The organism is Spiroplasma culicicola AES-1, assembly GCF_000565175.1.
Taxonomy (GTDB): Bacteria; Bacillota_I; Bacilli_A; order Mycoplasmatales; family Mycoplasmataceae; genus Spiroplasma_A; species Spiroplasma_A culicicola.
This window is the reverse complement of the sequence record NZ_CP006681.1, coordinates 1,006,383-1,027,212: the sequence shown is the minus strand read 5'-3', so window position 1 is coordinate 1,027,212 and position 20,830 is coordinate 1,006,383. Positions and strand designations below refer to the sequence as shown.

General features: G+C 27.5%; 18 protein-coding genes, 1 pseudogene and 1 riboswitch. Of the genes and pseudogenes, 14 read left to right on the top strand and 5 right to left on the bottom strand.

Annotated features, from left to right (window positions below):
• Positions 1–34 precede the first annotated feature (34 nt).
• From SCULI_RS04745 to SCULI_RS04730, 4 genes are all read left to right on the top strand, one after another.
• Complete coding sequence (locus SCULI_RS04745) at positions 35–1,357, top strand: flavin monoamine oxidase family protein (protein WP_025363492.1); 1,323 nt, start codon at positions 35–37, stop codon at positions 1,355–1,357.
• A gap of 78 nt (positions 1,358–1,435) precedes the next feature.
• Positions 1,436–1,560: riboswitch (cobalamin riboswitch) on the top strand.
• Between the two features lie 135 nt (positions 1,561–1,695).
• Positions 1,696–2,136 (top strand): hypothetical protein, encoded by a 441-nt coding sequence (locus SCULI_RS04740; protein WP_025363491.1) that lies wholly within the window; start codon positions 1,696–1,698, stop codon positions 2,134–2,136.
• A 3-nt stretch (positions 2,137–2,139) separates the two neighbouring features.
• On the top strand, positions 2,140–2,664 hold the full coding sequence (locus SCULI_RS04735) for a hypothetical protein (RefSeq protein WP_148294474.1): 525 nt from the start codon (positions 2,140–2,142) through the stop codon (positions 2,662–2,664).
• A 12-nt stretch (positions 2,665–2,676) separates the two neighbouring features.
• The gene (locus tag SCULI_RS04730; protein ID WP_025363489.1) at positions 2,677–3,204 is read left to right on the top strand and encodes a cob(I)yrinic acid a,c-diamide adenosyltransferase; all 528 of its coding nucleotides are present in this window, start codon (positions 2,677–2,679) and stop codon (positions 3,202–3,204) included.
• Positions 3,205–3,250: 46 nt separating this feature from the next.
• Here the strand turns inward: SCULI_RS04730 and SCULI_RS04725 are convergent, their stop codons facing one another.
• Together SCULI_RS04725 and SCULI_RS04720 are read right to left on the bottom strand one after the other, a co-directional pair.
• Positions 3,251–3,748 (bottom strand): hypothetical protein, encoded by a 498-nt coding sequence (locus tag SCULI_RS04725; RefSeq protein WP_025363488.1) that lies wholly within the window; start codon positions 3,746–3,748, stop codon positions 3,251–3,253.
• A gap of 69 nt (positions 3,749–3,817) precedes the next feature.
• Positions 3,818–4,585 (bottom strand): type III pantothenate kinase, encoded by a 768-nt coding sequence (locus SCULI_RS04720; protein WP_025363487.1) that lies wholly within the window; start codon positions 4,583–4,585, stop codon positions 3,818–3,820.
• A gap of 108 nt (positions 4,586–4,693) precedes the next feature.
• Here SCULI_RS04720 and coaD point away from each other — a divergent pair, with 108 nt between their 5' ends.
• The 8 genes and pseudogenes from coaD to SCULI_RS05830 form a co-directional block, all read left to right on the top strand.
• Positions 4,694–5,119: a pantetheine-phosphate adenylyltransferase gene (gene coaD, locus SCULI_RS04715; protein WP_025363486.1), complete on the top strand. Its 426-nt coding sequence runs from the start codon at positions 4,694–4,696 to the stop codon at positions 5,117–5,119.
• The gene (pta, locus tag SCULI_RS04710) at positions 5,119–6,102 is read left to right on the top strand and encodes a phosphate acetyltransferase (RefSeq protein WP_025363485.1); all 984 of its coding nucleotides are present in this window, start codon (positions 5,119–5,121) and stop codon (positions 6,100–6,102) included. Before coaD ends, pta begins: the two co-directional genes overlap by 1 nt.
• Positions 6,103–7,290, top strand: coding sequence for an acetate kinase (locus SCULI_RS04705; protein ID WP_025363484.1), 1,188 nt, complete (start codon positions 6,103–6,105; stop codon positions 7,288–7,290). It begins immediately after the preceding gene.
• A 97-nt stretch (positions 7,291–7,387) separates the two neighbouring features.
• Positions 7,388–8,644: a Pr6Pr family membrane protein gene (locus tag SCULI_RS05555; RefSeq protein ID WP_025363483.1), complete on the top strand. Its 1,257-nt coding sequence runs from the start codon at positions 7,388–7,390 to the stop codon at positions 8,642–8,644.
• Positions 8,645–8,730: 86 nt separating this feature from the next.
• Complete coding sequence (pflB, locus tag SCULI_RS04695; protein ID WP_025363482.1) at positions 8,731–10,806, top strand: formate C-acetyltransferase; 2,076 nt, start codon at positions 8,731–8,733, stop codon at positions 10,804–10,806.
• Positions 10,807–10,844: 38 nt separating this feature from the next.
• Positions 10,845–11,093, top strand: coding sequence for a glycine radical domain-containing protein (locus tag SCULI_RS04690; RefSeq protein WP_025363481.1), 249 nt, complete (start codon positions 10,845–10,847; stop codon positions 11,091–11,093).
• Positions 11,094–11,138: 45 nt separating this feature from the next.
• Complete coding sequence (gene pflA / locus SCULI_RS04685; protein WP_148294473.1) at positions 11,139–11,882, top strand: pyruvate formate-lyase-activating protein; 744 nt, start codon at positions 11,139–11,141, stop codon at positions 11,880–11,882.
• An 82-nt stretch (positions 11,883–11,964) separates the two neighbouring features.
• Positions 11,965–12,099: pseudogene (locus tag SCULI_RS05830) on the top strand (hypothetical protein); the annotation flags it as partial.
• A gap of 34 nt (positions 12,100–12,133) precedes the next feature.
• On the opposite strand, the gene SCULI_RS04675 reads toward SCULI_RS05830, so the two are convergent.
• Positions 12,134–14,032 (bottom strand): M13 family metallopeptidase, encoded by a 1,899-nt coding sequence (locus SCULI_RS04675; RefSeq protein WP_025363478.1) that lies wholly within the window; start codon positions 14,030–14,032, stop codon positions 12,134–12,136.
• Between the two features lie 175 nt (positions 14,033–14,207).
• Here SCULI_RS04675 and SCULI_RS04670 point away from each other — a divergent pair, with 175 nt between their 5' ends.
• A complete protein-coding gene (locus SCULI_RS04670; RefSeq protein ID WP_025363477.1) occupies positions 14,208–14,741 on the top strand; it encodes a hypothetical protein in 534 nt (177 codons plus the stop codon).
• Positions 14,742–14,863: 122 nt separating this feature from the next.
• Positions 14,864–17,596: a 2-oxo acid dehydrogenase subunit E2 gene (locus SCULI_RS04665; RefSeq protein WP_025363476.1), complete on the top strand. Its 2,733-nt coding sequence runs from the start codon at positions 14,864–14,866 to the stop codon at positions 17,594–17,596.
• Between the two features lie 42 nt (positions 17,597–17,638).
• On the opposite strand, the gene SCULI_RS04660 is transcribed toward SCULI_RS04665, so the two are convergent.
• Positions 17,639–18,100, bottom strand: coding sequence for a PTS sugar transporter subunit IIA (locus SCULI_RS04660; RefSeq protein WP_025363475.1), 462 nt, complete (start codon positions 18,098–18,100; stop codon positions 17,639–17,641).
• Positions 18,094–20,736: a glycoside hydrolase family 38 N-terminal domain-containing protein gene (locus SCULI_RS04655; protein ID WP_025363474.1), complete on the bottom strand. Its 2,643-nt coding sequence runs from the start codon at positions 20,734–20,736 to the stop codon at positions 18,094–18,096. Before SCULI_RS04655 ends, SCULI_RS04660 begins: the two co-directional genes overlap by 7 nt.
• Positions 20,737–20,830 lie beyond the last annotated feature (94 nt).

The window sequence follows — 20,830 nt, the reverse complement described above, 5'->3', positions numbered from 1 at the left end:
TTTGTATTAAAATTTAAGTGGAGGAAAAAGAAAAATGAAAATTGGTATTATTGGAGCTGGTGCTTCAGGATTAGCCTCTGCTTATAAGCTAATTCAATCAGGACACCAAGTAACAATAATTGATGGACGTAATACAGTTGGGGGAAGACTGTATAACAAAGAGTTGGATGATGGTTCTCAAATAGAACTTGGGGGACAATGATTTGGGTCAAAAAATACAGAAGTAATTCGATTGATAAAGGAACTAAAAATCGAAACTTTTTCAACATCTATGAAATTAGATCAATCAAATTTATTTAAAAATGAGTTGAAAAAGGGTTTAAATTTTGAACTTACTCTACAGACTATGGAAAAATTAGAAAAATTAGTTGAAGAAATTAATTTAGATAATTTGATTGATCATCCCAAAGCACAAGAATGAGATAATATTTCATTTCAAACATGACTTGAAAGTGAAATTGACTCTAGTCAAGAACGTAAATTAATTGCCAACTTATTGGCCGGTCATTTTTTAAATTGCCAGTCAAGTGACACATCATTATTGCAAGTATTGTTTTATATCAAATCAAATAACTCAATTAAATATCTGACAGAATATGAAAATGGAATTAATGAACAACGAATTGTGGGTGGAATGGTTTCATTAATTGAAAGATTGGCAGAAAAAATTGGGGAGCAAAATATTATCTTAAATGAAATGGTTAAGAATGTGATAAAAAATGATGAAACAACAATTGTAAAAACCAATAAAAATGAATATGAATTTGATAAATTAATTATCAGTATTTCACCAAAAATGATTGAAAAAATTGAGTTTGAACCTCAATTACCAACTGGATTTAAAAAACTATTTAGTGCTTATAGTGATTCAAAAGTATTAAAGTTTAATTTTGTCTATAACAATCGTTTTTGATCAACTGAAATGAATGGTTTATTCTTTAAAACTGAAGGATACATTGCTAAAGCAATTGAAAATACTACTCCAGAAAATAGCAAATATATTTATACAGGATTTGTATTTGGAGAGAAAAAAGATGAATTGCTAAATTTGAGTTTAGAAAAACGAAAAGAAATTTTAAGCAATGAAATCTGTGAACAATGACAAAATAAAGCAGCTCTAAGTCCAACTCAATATATTGAATTTGACTGAAATGATGAAATGTTTAAAGATGGATATTTTATTTCCAAAATGAATATTGGAGAATGAACTAAAAACTTTGGTTATTGAAGAAAAAAATGAGAAAACATTTATTTTGGTGGTACTGAACAGGCCAAAGAATTTAATGGTTATGTTGAAGGTGCCATTAGAAGAGGTTATGAAATAGCTGATGAAATTATTAATGAGAAAAACTTTTAATCTCTTAGAAGTTTTTCTTTTTTTATTTGTTAAAATTATTTAGAAATAGAAAAGCAAATCTAAATTGAAGAATGCAAAAGGGAAATGAGTGTAATTCTCATACTGTACCAGCAACTGTAATGTGGATTAACAATAAAATATGCCATTAAAACATTAGTTTTTGAGAAGGCTTATTGTTAAAATGAAACTAAGTCAGGAGACCTATTCTTTAATAAATTATTATTCTTTTACTGGCTATAAAAGAAGATATTTATTTTTTGATAATATGCAAAATAAATATTAAATTTAAGCCACGATTATATTCGTGCTTTTTATTTCTCAAAATTAGGGGGTAAAAAATGAAAATTGATAAAAAAACATTAGCCATAAATTTAATGGCGCTATTATTAGCAACATTTATTATTTTATTTTCAGTATTTACATATAAATATGTAAATTTAAAAGGACAACTAGACGGTGGAGAGAGACATATAGCTCTAAAAGGAATTAATTTAGAAGAAGAGACTTTCTATGAAGAAACTGTTGTTGAAACTTCAATTAAAACATTGGATCAAGTATTACAAGCTACTGGTAACTTTGAATTTAAATTTAGTTCATTTGGAGCATATATAGTTGGAGTTGGAGGAATAAAAGCTGATGAAAGTAGTCAATATTGATCAATTACTTCTTCAACACACGAACTATGCAGAAATGAAGTTGATAATATGTGTTCAGTAGGTTCTTCATCATTATTTCTATTAGGTTCAAATCAATTTGAATTTACTTTGAAAACATTCTAATAAATGATATACAACAATAATTTACGATATACCTATGAATTAACTCTAATAGGAATTTATGCTGCTATGGTTTTTGGATTGCAAGTTGTTTTAGCATTCATTCCAAATGTTGAGTTTGTAACTTTAATGATTGCTTATGCTACAATAATTTTTAGATTTAAGATGGCTTTTATAATTACCATAATTTTTTGCACATTAGAAGGTCTAATGTATGGATTTGGTGATTGAATTCTACTTTATTTTATTATTTGGCCAGCCTTAAACTTTCTTGTGTATGCATTGAAAAAAACAAAAACATTAAATAAATTTAGTTTTATATTACTATGTACTTTATTTGGTTTGCTATTTGGTTTTGTTGATGCTTTAATTAAGATAATCTTTTTTGATCAATATGCTTTTTGAGCATATTGAATAAGAGGAATTATTTTTGATGTAGTTCATGGAGTATCAAATTGCTTAATTGCTTATTTTTTCTATGATCCTTTAATGAAACTATGAAATAATAATCTAAAAAAATATTTAGAATAAGGAGAAATATATATGAAGCAAGGATATATTCATATTTATTGTGGAGAAGGTAAAGGTAAAACTTCAATTTTGAATGGAATGGCAGTTAGAGCTGTTGGTTCAAATATGAAAGTTAAATATATTAGATTTTTAAAAAATCGCCCAACTAGTGAAAACAAAGTTCTTGAGAAAATCGGTGTAGAAGTTGAAAACTATTATCACTTTTCAACAAAATTTATTTGAGATATGAATGAGCAAGAAGTCGAAGAATTTAAAATTGAAACTCAAAAAGGTTTTGAAAGATTAAAAGAATTGTTGAAGAGTAATGAAGTAGACTTAATAATTGTTGATGAAATTCTTGGAGCACTTGAAAATAAATTTATTGATAAAGAAGAATTTGTTTTAGCATTAAAAACTCGAAATCAAAATATTGAAGTGGCATTATCAGGACGATATTCATTTGAACAATTGGATGAGATTGCAGATCTAATATCAGAGGTTAAACCTAAAAAACATTATTTTGAAAAGGGAGTAAATTCTCGTAAAGGTATAGAATTTTAATATAAAAAGCCTGTGCTTAAAGCACAGGTTTTTTATATATTAATATTTAAAATTCCACATTAATACCATGTTTTTGTAATATAACAAGTACTTTTTCAAGCATTAAACGCAATTTTTGATTCTCTTCTTTAAGTAATTTATTTTCTTCTCGAAGTAATCTGTTTTCTTCCTTAAGAATTTGAATTTCTGCATTCATTGTTTTGTAAATATCTATACATTGTTGTGTAATTCTTGGCATTTTTAATTCCACCTTTGATTGTATAAGTTTATTATAGGAAGTTATGTATTTATTAATTTCTTTAATTGTTTCAACTTCCATTTCCATTATAGCACTCTTACTAATATCTCATTTAAAAAGTTCATCATTAAAACTAATTCCAAATGTATCTTTTATAAAAGAAGTAAATTGATGATAATCAATATCGGCATCATAATTAGTTTTTTTAAGTCAATGTTGGACATATTTACTTAATTTTTTTCTTTGTTGGATCATTACATAAAGTAGGTCACTATCATTAATTTTTTTGTCTTTATTCTTAGACATTTTTTCACCCCTAATATAGTTATCGTCACAAAATTTATAAATTTAACATTTTTATAAAAAAAACACGCTTTAGCGTGTTTTGGAATTAAACATTGAAATCATTCCATCAAATATTAATTGTTCATTGAAAGTATAATGATCATTTTCTATTTGTTCTTTAAATAATAGAGAATAGCCCCCAGTAATAATTACTTGACAATCATCAAGGGAAAACTGAGTTATTAATTGCTCAATAATTGCTTTTATCATTAAGTAATGGGCATTGTGAGTTCCTAAATTAATAGCATCAATTGTATTTTTACCAATTAATTTTTGTGATACACCATATTTATTTTCTCCAAGTAATGCCGCGTTTTTTAACATTGCGTTTAAACCTGTTCCAATTCCTGGAATAATATATGTTCCTTGAAAAACTAAATCTTTTACAAGAGCAACAGTTGAAGCGGTTCCTAAAGAAACAATAATTGCATTTTGTTTTGTTGATGTTGCTTTAAAACCATAAAAGTTTGCAATAAAATCTGCTCCCAATTTATCAAGTGCATCTAAATTAAAATCACTTTCAAGAGCACTTAATTCATTTCTAACACTGTAAATTTCAACATTTAAGCTACTTGCAAGTGCACGAATAATGTCATTTCATACAGGAACCACTGAACTATAAACAATTGCCTCAATTTCAATATTGTTATCTTCTAAAACTTTTTTTAAAACATTTGATGAACGATAAGCTAAGTCATTTGTATTTGGACGAATAACTTTAGTTAATTTATCACTTGTTTTATCATATTGGCGAATATCAACAGTGGTATTACCAATATCAATTAATAATAATTTCATATCTTTTTCTCCTAAAACACTATTATTTTATATAAAAAACTTAATGTTAAAAAAAATTTTCCAAATATTTGGAATAAAATAATAGTTGTATTAGGAAAAAGGTGGAGTATGGAAGCTATATATGCAGGTAGTTTTAATCCTTTTCATGAAGGACATGAAGAAGTTTTAAAAAAAGCATTAAGAATCTTTGAAAAAATATATATAGTGATTTCAAAAAATATCTTTAAAGATCAAAATCCAGATTTATTAAACAGAATTGCTGAAGTTAAGCAAAAAATTAAACATCTTCAAGGAGTAGAAATTCTTATTAATGAAGATAAACTAACAGCTGACTTAGCAAAAGAAATGGGAGTTAAGTTTTTGATTAGAGGAGTTAGAAATAGTGGTGATTTAGAGTATGAGATTGAATTATCTGATGCTAACAAATCACTTTACAGTGATTTAGAAACTATTTTATTTATAGCAGATAGTCACAAAAGAGAAATATCTTCATCAAGATTAAAAGAAATAGAAAAGTACAAAGGTGAACAATAATGTATTCAATCAATCAATTAAAAGACTATATTTTAGAGCATTCAAGTCAACAAACAATTGTTTTTCCAGAAGGAAAAGAAGATAAGATTGTTGAAGTTGCAAAAAGAATTAAAGCACAAGGATTAGGAGTTCCAGTTTTATTATTTAATACAAGTGATGAAATTCCTTCAGGTTTAGAACAAGAAATTAAATGTCTTGTTGTTAAAGAATCAATTAATCAAGAAATGGTTGATTTATTATTAGAAATTAGAAAAGGAAAACTTGAAAAAGACCAAGCAATTGAATTAACTCAAAAGAGAAATTACTATGGAGTAATGATGATTCAAATGGGCTTAGCTGATGCAATGGTTTGTGGATTAAATTATACAACTGCAGATACTTTAAGACCAGCTTTACAAATTATTAAAACTTCAAAAGATTCATCAATTGCTTCATCAATCTTTATGATGTCACGTGGAGAAGAACGCTATATTTTCACAGATTGTGCATTAAATGTTGATCCTAATCCAGAGCAATTAAAAGATATTGCATATATGGCTGCAAAATTTGCACAAGACTTAAATACAAAAAATGTTGAAGTGGCAATGTTAAGTTATTCAACAAATGGTTCAGGAATGGGACCAATGGTTGATAAAGTAGCAACAGCTGTTGAAAAATTAAAATCACTGAACAATGAGCAAATGACTTTTGATGGAGAAATTCAATTTGATGCAGCATTTTCAAAAGTTGTTAGAGATAAAAAATATCCAAATAATAGTTTTAAAAAAGAGACTCCAGATGTATTTGTTTTTCCTGAATTAAATTCAGCAAATATTGGATATAAAATTGCTCAAAGACTTGGTGGATTTGAAGCAGCTGGACCATTTATTTTAGGTTTAAATAAACCTGTAAATGATTTATCAAGAGGAGCTAGTTTAGAAGATATTTATCAAACATCAATCGTAACAATTTATCAAGCAATTAAAAGAAGCGAGGCGAAATAAATGATATTAGTAGTAAACGCAGGAAGTAGTTCAATTAAATTTAAATTATATAAAAATGACACAACAGGGCCGCAAGCTCTTGTGGAGGGTTTAGCAGAGCGCATTACAGTTGATGGAAGATTAACTATCAAAGATGGAAATGGTAAACATGAATTTGAAGATCAAATGGATGATCATTTAATGGCTGTAAATTCAATTTTACAACGTTTTAAAGAATTAAATGTAATTGAAAATGTAGAAGATATTAAAGGAATTGGTTTTAGAATTGTTCATGGTAGTGAAAAAATTGTAGCTCCAGTAGAATTAACAGAAGAAAACAAAGCAATTATTAAAGAGGCTATTAAATTAGCTCCACTTCACAATCCAGGGGCTTTAACAGCAATTGAAGCATTCCAACAAGGAATTCCTAATGCTAAATTAGTAGGATGTTTTGATACTTCATTCCACCAAACAATGCCAGAAGAAAACTTTTTATATTCAACACCATACAAATGATATAAAGAAAATGGTGTAAGAAAATATGGATTCCATGGAATTAGTTATGAATTTATTACAAAAAAAACAGCACAAATTTTAAATAAAAATATTGATGATGTTAATTTAATTATTTGCCATTTAGGGAATGGGGCAAGTATGTGTTGTGTCAAAAATGGAAAATCATATGATACAACAATGGGATTAACTCCATTAGCTGGACTTATTATGGGAACTAGAAGTGGGGACATTGATCCTTCAATTATTCAATATATGACAAAAGAATTATCAACTGATGCTAGCAAAATTACAGATATGTTAAATAAAGAATCTGGAATTATGGGATTAAGTGAAATTTCAAGTGATATGAGAGATATTACAGATGCAATTAGGGATGGAAATAAACAAGCACAATTAGCATTAAACTTATATGGACAAAGAATTGCAGAATACATTTTAAAATTTGCAAACCATTTAGATGGAAAAATTGATGCACTTGTTTTTACAGCGGGAGTTGGAGAAAACTCAGTAACTGCAAGAGAATACATTGTTAATAAAGTTAAATTATTAAACTTAAAATTTGATGATCAAGCAAATCAAGCTGGTTATGAAGATTATTTATTAATTTCGGCACAAGATTCACAATATCCAATGTATAAAATTAGAACTGATGAAGAATTAATGATTTGTCACGAAACAATTAAGAAATTATAATTCAAAAACCAAGTTTTGTTCTAAACTTGGTTTTTTTCTATGAATTATTGCTAAATTTTTGTAAAATAGTACTATATCAAGATAGGGGTTGGGCAAAATGAAAATAAATAAAAGCTTTGAGTTTTCACTTAAGCTGATGGTTTTAATTATGTTAATTTCATTTTTGATTTTTGATTTTTTGTTGCAAATTTATAGTCCAAAGTCTAATCTTAGAGGAATTCCTACTTTACAAAGAATTGAAATTTATTATGCCTTCTTTACAACACAATCAAATTATGTTGTAGTTATATTTTTATTTTTTGCCTTATTTACAGAAAAAAATTATAATAGAAGACCAAGTTTTGGAATTGAATTAGCAGTTACTGTTTATATTACTATTACAATGCTAGTTTTTTGATTTGGATTACTTGCAAGTCCAGATGAAATGAAAGCTTATAATACTGCAAACTGAATTTCAACAGTGGTCTTGCATTTATTGATTCCTATTGTAATGATTGGGAACTTCATTGTAGCTTCAGGAGATTTTTATTTTAATCCAAGACATCATACACGTTTTGGAATGTGGGGAATTATGCTCTACCCATTATTTTATTTTATTTATGCAATGGTTAGAGGTGACATGCGTTTTAAAGATTATGGTCCTGATTTTTTTGCAAGAATGTATACACTTGAAAATGGTCAGATCATTAATAATTGAACAGAGCTGGGTCATGGAATTATTGATAATACACCTTATACTGGACAAATGTGATATCCATATTGATTTTTAAATGTTAATCGATATGAATTAAAAATTGGAAATGGTGGCCAAGTTTGAGCAACTAATTTAGACACTCCAACTTGAGTATTATGATTTTTCCTAATTTTAGCTTTCATTGCAATTACTTCTCTAGTATTTGGATTACAGTTCTTATATTTATATTGAAATAATTCAAAATTCTATAGATGACATGATATTAATGAAAAATTAATTTCAAAAGAAGAACATGATTATCGTGTTAAGGTTAGAAAATTGAATAAATCAAAGGCTAAAAATGATTTAAAACTTAAACGAGTTAATGAAAAAGCTGAATATTTTACTTTTAAAAAATCTTTAAAAACTCTAAGTCGAAGTGAAAAAAATGAAGCTTTAAAGAAAAGAACAAATCAGATTGCTTTAAAAAATAAACTTGAAAAAGCAGATATTTTAAATCAGCGCAATGTTAAAAAACAATCGAAACGTGATATTCGCTCGTTATTGTGATCAATTAAAACAGTTGAACGTGGCATTGTAAGAGAAAATTTAAAAGAAGCTGAACGTTATAAAAAATTAGTTAAAAAAGGAGTACTAATTTCAAAAACTAAATTCGAATAGTTAGACTAAAAAGGAATTTTTTTTCAATTTTAGTCTTTTTTTTGGAAAAAATTAATTTTATTAGATAATAATGGTAGGAGGTTTCTATGAAATTTAGAGAATGAGAAGGATTCCAAAATGGAATGTGAACAGAAGAAGTTGATGTTAGAGGATTTATTCAAGCTAACTATACTCCATATGATGGAGATGATTCTTTTTTAGCAGGCCCAACTGAAGGAACTAAAAAATTATGAGACATGGTTATGGATCTAACCAAGAAAGAAAGAGAAGCTGGGGGAGTACTTGATGCTGATAGTGATGTGCCTTCAACGGTTACATCTCATGGTCCAGGTTATTTAGAAAAAAGCTTAGAGAAAGTTGTTGGTTTACAAACTGATAAACCTTTTAAAAGAGCTTTGATGCCTTGGGGAGGTATAAATATGGCCATTCAGGCAAATGAATCCTATGGTTTTCAAGTGTCAGACCGTGTCAAAGATATTTTTACAAATTATAGAAAAACACACAACCAAGGAGTATTTGATGCATATACTCCAGATATGAGAAAAATTAGAAAGAGTCATATAGTTACTGGATTACCAGATACTTATGGTAGAGGAAGAATCATTGGTGACTATCGCCGTTTAGCATTATATGGAACTGATTTTTTAATTGCAGAAAAACAAAAAGATGCTCTATTAATTGATGGAGAGATGTTCGAAGAAAAAATCAGATTAAGAGAAGAAATTACAGAACAAATTAGAGCATTAAAAGATATTCAAAAAATGGCACAAAGTTATGGTTTTGATGTTTCAAAACCCGCAGCAAATGCAATAGAAGCATTTAACTTTACGTATTTAGCTTATCTTGCAGCTATTAAACAAAATAATGGAGCTGCAGAATCATTTGGAAGAACAGCAACATTCCTAGATATTTACATTGAAAGAGATATCAAAGTGGGTATTTTAACAGAAGAACAAGCGCAAGAATTAGTTGATCATATGGTTATGAAATTAAGAATTGTAAAATTTACAAGAACTCCTGCTTACAATGAAATTTTTTCAGGAGATCCAGTTTGAGCAACTGAATCAATTGGAGGAATGGGATTAGATGGTAGAACTTTGGTAACTAAAAATTGTTTTAGATTTATCCATACACTAGCAAATATGGGCCCAAGCCCTGAACCAAACTTAACAATTCTATGATCAAATCAATTACCAGACTATTTCAAAGAGTTCTGTGCAAAATATTCAATTTTATATTCTTCAATGCAATATGAAAATGATGATATTATGAGAACAACTCATGGAGATGATTATGCAATTGCATGTTGTGTTTCACCAATGAAAGTTGGAAAACAAATGCAATTCTTTGGAGCAAGAACAAACTTGGCTAAAACATTACTTTATGCAGTTAACGGAGGAATTGATGAAATTTCTGGTGAACAAATTTCACCAAGATTTGAGCCAATTGCTACAAAAGATGATGAGCCCTTAAACTTTGATGAAGTTTATGCAAAGTTTGACAACATGATGACTTGAGTTGCAGATAAATATGTCAATACATTAAATGTAATTCACTATATGCATGATAAATACTACTATGAAAGTGCAGAGATGTGTTTCTATGACACAAACGTTCATCGTTTCTTTGCAACAGGAATAGCTGGTTTATCAGTAGTTGCTGATTCACTTTCTGCAATTAAATATGCAAAAGTGTACCCAGTTCGAGATGAAAGAGGAATTATAACTTCATATAGAACTGAAGGAGATTTTCCTAAATTTGGAAATGATGATTCAAGAGTGGATGATCTTGCAAAAGAAGCTGTAAGAACATTTATGAATAAAATTAGAAGTCACCATACATATAGAAATTCAGAAGCAACAATGTCAGTGTTGACTATTACTTCAAATGTAGTTTATGGTAAATCAACAGGAGATACTCCTTGTGGAAGAAGATTCCCTGAAGCATTTGCTCCTGGAGCAAACCCAATGCACGGAAGAGATTGTTCAGGAGCTGTTGCTTCATTGGCATCAGTTTCAAAAATACCATTCAAGCATGCAGCTGATGGTATCTCAAATACTTTCTCAGTTATTCCAAATGCATTAGGAAAAGATGATGATTTAGTAATTGCTGGAGATTTCTCAGTATCGGGAGATATTCCAGATGATGCAAAAATTAAATAAAATATTGTAAAATATAAATATAGAAGGATGATGAAAGAATGGCAAAATCAGTTTCAAAACAACAAATTGATAACTTAAAAGCGATGTTAGATGGATATATGAAAAATGGAGGTCACCATTTAAATGTAAATGTGTTAGATAGAGAAATTTTATTAGACGCACAAAAAAATCCTGACCAATACCCTCAACTAACAATTAGAGTTTCAGGATATGCTGTAAACTTTGTTAAATTGACAAAATCACAGCAAGATGAAGTTATCTCAAGAACTTTCCACACAAGTATGTAATAATCTAGAGAACAATATTGTTCTCTTTTTTTGGAAATATTAATAATGGTTGGATATTATAGTAGTATTGAAACATTTGGAGCAGTTGATGGTCCAGGTGTAAGATTAGTAATATTTTTACAAGGATGTTTATTGAGGTGTAAATATTGTCATAATCCAGAAACTTTAGAATTTAAAAGGGATAAAGAGATTACAGTTGATGAAGTTCTAGCAATGTATGAAAAAAACAAGAATTTCTATGCAAATGGTGGAATTACTTTATCGGGGGGAGAAGCAACTACACAAATTGAATTTTGTACAGAGTTGTTTAAAAAGGCAAAGGAAAAAGGAATCCATACGTGTTTAGATACATGTTTTGGAACTTATCAAGATGTTGAGAAAATTAAAGAAAAATGAGTTGAATTATTAAAATATACTGATTTAACTCTTGCAGATCTAAAACACATTGATAATGAAAAACATATTAAGTTAACTTCAAGACCTAATGAAAATATTTTGCAAGCTATTAGATTTTTAGATGACAATGGTAACAAAATGTGAGTTCGTCATGTCTTGGTTCCAGGGTGAACTGATGATCAAGAAGACTTAATAAAATTAGGTGAATTCATTGGAAAACTAAGAAATATGGAACGTTTTGAGATGTTACCATATCACAATATGATGATTCCAAAGTATGAAAACTTGAAAATGAAGTTTTATTTAAAAGATGTTGAACCACCAACAAAAATATATGTTAAAGAGTGTCGAGACATCATTAAGATTGGTGTAGATCAAGCAAGAAAAAGCTAGTAAATACTTGTTTTTTTGACTAAAAAAACAAGTTTATTCTGGAAATAAATCTGCATTAGTAGCAAATGAAAATAGGATTTATTTAGATAAAATAGCAGAAGATGTTTTTGATAATCAGTGTACAGGAGCAAATCCAAGATATTCATTAATTGAAGATTTAAAACAAATATACTTAGATGCATATTATGGAAATGTGATTATAAAATTTGCAAAATAATAAATAAAAAACTTCGATTATTTCGAAGTTTTTATTATCAAATTTTAATTCTATCTTCTTTTGGTTTGTACATTTTATCTCCAGGTTTAGTTTGATATAATTCATGGAATGCATCAATATTGACCAATACTCCATTACATCTAAATTCCTCAGGTGAATGAGGGTCAGTTGCTAATCTTGTATTCATCATTTCTGGAGTTGATTTTCTTCTTCAAACATAAGCGTAATTTTCAAAGAAATCTTGAATTAATTCAGGACATTGTTCTTGACAAATATCAAGAGCTGCACAAACTCCCCCTAAATCTCCAATATTTTCTCCCAAAGTTAATTTTCCATTAACTTTATGACCATCAACTTCATACTCACTATATTGTTCTTCAAGTTTTTTTGTTCTTAAAGAATATTCTGCGTGGTCTTCTTGAGTTCATCAATTTGCATAATTTCCATCCTTATCAAATTGGCTACCTTCGTCATCAAATCCATGACTTACTTCATGGCCAATTACTGCGCCAATTCCTCCAAGATTCTTTCCTTTTGATTGGTTAATATCATAAAATGGTTCTTGTAAAATTGCTGCAGGGAAACAAATTTCATTTGATTGAGGATTGTAATATGCATTTACTGTTTGAGGACTCATATATCATTTTGTTTTATCAACTGGTAATAAGATTTCATTTAAGTCTTTTTGAGTAAAATATTTACTAATGTTTAATCAGTTTTGATATAAACTTCCCCCATTTTCATAAGAGTTAATTTCAATAGCTGAATAATCATCAAATTTATCAGGATACCCAATTTTAACTGTGAAACTATTTAATTTTTCAATTGCCTTTTGCTTTGTAACTTCACTCATTCAATCAAGTGAATGAATTCTCTTTGAATAAACCTTAATTAAATCATTTACGATCTTTAAAACGTCATCTTTTGCTTCTTGAGAAAAATGTTTTTTAATGTATTCTTGGGCAATTAAATCACCAACCATACCATCAGTATAAGCAATTGCTCTTTCATTTAATGGTTTCATTTCTTTAACTCCACTAAAAACTGAAGCATAGTCAAAACTAATTTTTTGTAATTCAAAACTTAACATACTTGTGTGACTTGAAATCACTTTGAATTTCATAAAGTCTTTTAGATCATTTAAACTAATATTATTTAACATTTCGTTTAGTTTTTCTAAAAACTTAGGTTCAATAGCAATTATTTGTTTTGCTTGACTATATCCAAGCGTAGTTAAGTATTTTGTTCAATTAATAAATGGACATAATTTATTTAAATCATCTAAGTTAATTGGATTGTAAATATTTTCTGGATTGCGATATTCTTCTTGTTTTAACATTACACGACTAATTTCATATTCAAAATTGTAGATTAAATCAAATAAGTTATTTGTTTCAAATTTAATTGCAACTGCTTTTTTCAAGGTTTCAATATAATTTTTATAAGCTGATTTAATTTCTTCATGGCGAGGGTGATCGTTATTGTAAAAATCACGATCACTCATTCCTAATCCCATTGAACCAATTGCAAGAGCACGTAAGTTACTATCTTTGAAATCTGCATCAATTCCTTTTGAATGGAAAAATGATACATTAAATTCTTGATTTACCTTAATTAAAAATTCACTAAAATTCTCTTTACTATTTAGTGAATCAATTGTATTAAGCAACGGTAGAATTGGTTCAATTCCTTGTTGATCACGTATTGTATAGTTTAAATAGTTTTTATAAACATCAACAATTTTTTGTTGGTCACTTGTTAATTCTTTTGCATTAACCAATTGGTTAACAACATTGTTAATATCATCAATTGATTTTTTGCGCAACATTTCAAAGCTACCTCATGCAGCATAACCTGCAGGTAGAGTTGCATTATCAATTCATTCTTTATTGATAAAATCATAGAAATTATCTTGAGCTAATGTTTTGCTCATAATAAAATCACTCCTTTTCTATTAAATTATAGCTCAAAGCAATGGCAAAGTAATAATTAAGATTAGTTGTTTATTTAAAAAAACTTGAAAAAATGTAAATTTCTCAAATTTTATGACGATAACAATATTGAGAGAAAAAACTCTTGATATGTCATAAGAATAGGAGAAATTAAAAATGAATGACAGTAAAAATATTTTATCAAATAGTAGCAATCAATTAATACATATTATTTATCATCAAAGTATTCCTGACCAGTTTGTGCTTGAATGACAAAAAGAAACTAAATTTGATCTCAATTGTGATTATCAAACATTTTTGAAATTTGTCAAAATTAATTTTAATGTAGATTTTAAGTTTGAAGATCCAAAAAGTATAAGTAAAGGAAAATGAGTGAGTACTCGTGAAAATGATATAATGCTTATGGAAACAAGAAAAGATAAATTGCTTTGTCAATATATTAAATCTTATAATGATTATGTTTCCATAGATAAGGGTGATCTTATGCCTCGATTTACACTTGAGTGTCGAAAACTCTATTTACAACAAAATGAAGATATGAAAAAAATGGAGCAGGAATTTAAAAATCAAAATGCAGAACTTGAAAAGTTAAAAACTTATAAAGAAAAATTTGAAGAGCAAGCAAATGAAATTAAAAAACTCAAAAAAGCTTTACAAAATAATGGAATTAAATTAGATAACGAAATATAAAATAACAAAAAGCCTAGTAAATTGTTAAGCAATTGAGGCTTTTTTTAGTCATATGTTATATAATAAGTGGTGGCATAAAATAGATTATAAAAATGTTATAATGTAAAAGAATGGAGAAAATAATGGTACATTTAAGGGCTAGAAATTTACCATCAAAAGGAAAAGTCATTGAATGACTTTTCGAGGGTGATGTCATCTCTTTTGGAGATGATTTTGCTCGTATTAAATTAGATGATGGAAGTAAAGTAACAATCAAATCTAACTATAATGGTGTTGTTGTTAAAACTATTAAGCTAGATAGCCCTGTAAAAAATGGAAGTATTTTAGCCAATTTAGCGATTGGAGATAAAGAAATTACTAAATATCGCAATCGCCATCTTACAAAGGAAAATGAGATACCAAATGAAATAAATAATATTTTTATTCCTGGTGCAGTTGATGATAGCAAACTTGTTGAAGCAGAAACAGATGCAGATAATTTTTCTGGAGCTGTTGTATATGATCGATTTAATCAAGCTGTAACACCATTTTCTCGTGGAGAAGATGACATTATGGATAGTGAAGAAAAATATAAAAAAATCGAGGAGAATGATAACTCTATGGCTGAAGCACCAATTAAAGATAGATTTGCACAAATGCGTGCAAATATTCAAAACTCAATTAAAAATGCTCCTCAAAATAAAGTGATGGGTGATTTAAATCATGAAGAATTGTTAAAAATGAACAATGAAGATTTATTAAAGGGTGGAGAAAATAATATTTTTGCCAAGCAAGATGGAGTTGGACCATCTAAATTTAGACAATTAATCCAAGCAAGAAAAGAAAAATTGTTGCAAGAACACGATTATAAAGAAATTAAAGAGGAAACTGTAGTTGACGCAATGTCAAAAACTGATGAAAAAGGTCGTCCTCTAATTATGAGAAACATTATTGCTGCAAGGATGGAGAAACTAAATAAATCTGGTGGAGATCCAAATGTTTTAGAGCAAGATATTGTGGCAACAAAAGCAAATGCAATTCTTGATAAAGATAAACCAAAAGAGGAGGTGCCAGTTATGCCAAAAGATTCAAATCAACAAAGTTGAGCTCAAAGAGGGGCAAAAAATCTTGAAGTTACTCAAGATGAAGTCTTTATGCGTCAAAAAAATAGTGAAGATGGAGAATTTGGAGTAACTTTTGGTGCTTATGTTGATGATGGTCAACCAACTTTAATTGATGCCAATGATTTATCTCCTTATGGAGGTTTTGTCATGCCTCAAAAAAAACCAGATCAAATTTTAAATGAAATTAATTCAAAGGATTCAAGAAGTTATGCAGAATCAAAAATCTCAAGTTTATATGATGTTAATAAACGATGAAATTTAATGAAAGATCGCGATGAAAGAAATACAATTACAGCAAGAAGAAGAGCTGTTGAAGATGGTCTAATTAAAGAAGACGCAAAATATAATGAAGCTGTTAAAGCAGGAAAAGTACCTCAGCAATTTACTCAAGAAGTACCTTATCAAGATGATGTTACTGGAGAAATGACTTTTATTCCTTATAATAAAACACCAAGAGGTAAAAAGGAATTTGAATCATGATTAAGAGCAAGTAATTTATATACTTCATATCAAGATGCAGAAGCTGATGCTGCTAAAAATGCACAATTACATAAAGAAAATCATGAGCATGAAGTTGAAGACACAACTCCTAAAAAATTACAAAAAGAGTTGAAAAAACAAATTAATAAACAAGGAAGCGAATTTAAAAATATGTCTGGAGATGAAGAGGGAGAAGATACTCTTGAGTATCTAAAAAAACAAATCTCAGATTTACAGACTGCTTTAATTGAGCAAAATCAATTAAATAATGCTGCTCAAAAAATTAATGCTCCAGCTGGGGGATTTGGAACTGATACTTTTTCACAATTGATGCAATATATGCTAATGCAAAATTTAATGCAAAATATGTCAATGGGTTCAAATAACAATAAAACTTCTGCAAATGAAATTAAAGATATTATTAAACAAGAAATAAAAAGTTTTAAAGAAGAAATGAATATTTCGAATGAAAAAGCAAATCCAAAACAAAACAAGAAATATGATGAAATGACAACGGTGGATTTTGAAGCAAATGCAAATAATGAAAATACAGGGTATTTATCATATGAAAATGGACATGATGTTGTAAGAGAAAAAATTAATAAGAACAGAAATGCTGCTGTTAAATCAATGATTTTAAGTCAAAATTACATTCCTCCATTAACAATTTCTACAGAAATTGATATGTCTGCAATTTTAAAATTAAAACATATTTTAAAGCAAACTCAAAATCACATTAAGTTTCCCACAATTGCTTTTATTGCAAAAGCAATTTCAATTAGTTTAGAAGAACATCCTAAACTAAATTCAAGTTATGATCCTGAAAGTAATGAAGTGATTATTAAAAACTATCACAACATTGGGTTAGCAACTGAAACCAGTGAGGGATTGATTATTCCAGTACTAAAATTTGTAGAAAAACTTTCTGTAAAGGAAGTTGCTATTGATATTAAAGAAATGACTCAAAGGTTAAGAGCTGGAGAATTGTATAACTATGAAACAGAAGGAAGTACAATTACAATTGCCAATTATGGAAACATTGGAGCAATTCAAGCAACGCCAACAATTTTTTATCCAAATGCAGCAGTAATTGGAGTAGGAAAAGTTGTTAAAAAACCAGTGGTTGTAAGTAATGAAAAACTAGCAATTAAAGCTATTATGAATATGAGTTTAACAGTTGATCAAAGAATATTAGATGCAGCTGAAGCTGGAAGATTTTTAGCAAAAGTAAAAGAAATTTTAGAAAGACCTGAAATTTTAACTATATCTTAAAAATACCTTCTTTAAAGAAGGTATTTTTAATTTGATTTAATTTTATATTATTTCAATAAGTGACAATAATTCAAAAATCTCTTCCTTAGTTTTAGCATTAAGAATATTTTTTTTAAATTCTTTATCAACTAATTTTCTTGCAACGCTACTGAGCATTTTTAAATGAAGAGTATTTGAATCAAGATTTGGTATAGCTAATGCTATGAAAAAGTTTGTTTCTTTACCATCTAAAGAATCCCAATTTATACCATTTTTATTTTTTATTACATAAATACCTGGTTGAATAATTGAATTTACTTTAGAATGTGGTATTCCTATTCCATCAGTAAAAGCAGTAGAACCTTCTTTTTCTCTTTCAAAAAATCCGACTTTAATTTCTTCATAATTAGTGCAATAACTATTTTTTACAAAATATTTGGATAAATGTGAAAATACTTGCTCTTGTGTAGAAAAATCAGTATCAATTATAATTGAATTGATATTAAAAATACTTTTATCTATCATGAGATGTCTCCTTTTTTAATTAGTATTGTAACTATTTGATTTTTGTTAATATTAATTGAATCTTTGTTAGAATCTATAACTTCTTCCTTAAGATTTACAAGATCAAATTTAATTAAATTCTTTTTATAAAGAATGGAAAGCGAAATTTCTTTGTCTAGTGGATTATAACCACGTATTATTAAATCATCCGAAAATTCAGCTTTTTTAAAAGTTTTAACTACAAAATCATTGCTATTAATAATAATATTATTATCAAGTTTTATTTTAGTATATTTTTCATTTAATAAAAATCTATCATAACGCTTATATAAATTATTTAAATTTTGCTTTTGATAATATAATGGCATTGTTATAAATTTTTTACTTTCACGAGCATAGTTAATGTTATCTTGAAAATCAAATTTAATATCATATTCTAATTTTTTATATGAAAGTTTTGACCCATTAGTGGATATATTGAATTCAGATGTTCCACTTGCTCTTCCAGGTCGTCATAATAAATTATTTCTTCCTAATACAGACACACTTCTATATAAAGTTAAAGCTAATTTATTATTATCAATTAATTCATATTCATTAATTCCATTATTATAAATAAAATGGTTATTTTCAAATCCAACAAAGCTTTCAAATGATTCTATATTTACTGGAGCTTCTTTTCAAGATTGCTCTTTTCATTTTGGCAAATATGGATTGTGTTTTCTTGAAATTACACTATAACATTGGTCATTTATTAAAAAATCTTTGTTCTCCTCTATTTGATCTATAAGACGTCATCTAATTTCAGATGATTTATTAGTTGTTTTTAAATTAAGCTCAAGACTTAAATTTTCATAGTTATAAAAGGTAAATATAAATTTCTGTTTGGTTTCTAAAAGTGAATTTTCACTAGTAGGAACCTTATATACTAAAGTAACTTCGGTTTTTTCTAAATGTTTATATTTTTTTGAATATATTGCTGAAGATATAAGTTCATTTATTATTTTATTTTCATTTGTAGGTGAATAATCATAAGAATCACCTGCATCAACTTGAGCTTCTAAAAACAATTTTATTTTTTTATTTGTGTGTAGATTATTTATACAAATAAATTTACCATCCAATTTAATTTCAAAATTATTTTTTGCTTCTGCAATGTTTTCAATGCTTGGTGATAAATTTTCTCTAATATTAAGTTTTTTTATTTCCATAGCTTTAAATGGTAAATTAGTTATGAATATATCATATTCATAAAAGCCTGTTGCCTGAGAAACGTCTTCACCATTAATTGAAGGTTTTACTACCATACCCTCATTATGTAATTTCTTTTCTAAAATGGCAAACTCAATTTTATTATTATTCTCATCAAAAATATCTATGTATTTATATTTAGAAAATAGTTTTATTTTTTTATTAAAATTTATATTAAATAACTCAGAATTATATATTATAAATTCTTCATTTGATAATGAAAGGTTTAATGAAATATTTTTTAATATCATTGTTTTTAAAGCTTCAACCATGTCTAATGCTTGAGTTATTCTGCTCATTACATCGTCATTAGTTCTGTCACTATTACATCCACCAATACTATCATGAGCCTGTGAAGTTAATATATTTTTTATTATTTTATCTATGAAATATTTGTCATATTGATTTGTAGTTAAAAATCAATATGACATTAAGGGTTCTAAATTATTATAGAGTTCTACTTCTAAATGCTTCATTAAATTCTTTATATCTTGTCTTTGTGAGCCTATAGTTTTATGAATACGAGATAAAAAAGGAAATTTTAATTCGCCTTCAATTATAGGAAACTCAGTTTTATCTTCATTTAGTTTTTCAAAAAATGTGTCATAATCACTTAATATTCAATTGTCTTGAGAGACTTTATTAATTTCATTAATAAAGTCTTTTAAATATTTCATAATTGGTGCTTGATCACCACCAAGAGGTAATAAAATTTTATTTGTTGCATCTTTAGATTTTAGTTTGATTTCATTTAATAGGGAACTAGTATTTTTTAAAAATTCTTTTGCTTGAATTGAAATATTTGATTTATTTATTGTTTGATAGGGATAATTTGCACCAAAGGGTCAATAACCAAATAGTAAATTATATGAAAGAACTTTATTATTATTTAGACCTATTCAATTATTAACTATCCCATTTTTATCTAACATATCCTTTGAGATTCCACGTCAGTATATAAAATTATTTATCCCAAATTGATTATATATTTGGGGCATTTGGTTATTATGACCAAAAGAATCTGGAACATATGCAATATTTAAATGTTTTGCTCCAATAGATTTACAGCCATTTATTCCATAGAGCAAATTTCTGACAATAGATTCAGAAGTTATATTGAAAAAATCTGGTTGTGTATATCATGGCCCAACTATTAATTTTTTATTTTGTGTAAAATACTTTATTCTTTCAAGATTATTTTGTGAGTAACTTAAATAATCATCAATAATTGAAAATTGCCCATCATATGTAAATGTATCAATTTCATTATTATCTAACATATCTAACAATTTATTAATATTATCAAAAAGAAGGATATCACTATCCTGCTTTGTAAAATATCATTCTTTATCTCAATGAGTGTGTGGAACAACATATATATCAAATATCTTATTTTTTGCCTTCATTGATTTGGTCTTCTATTTTCTTTAATGTTAGATAGTAATTTTTTTTGAAATCTTCTTTTTCTTTTTTGGCTTTTTCTTTATTTTCTTGAACTAA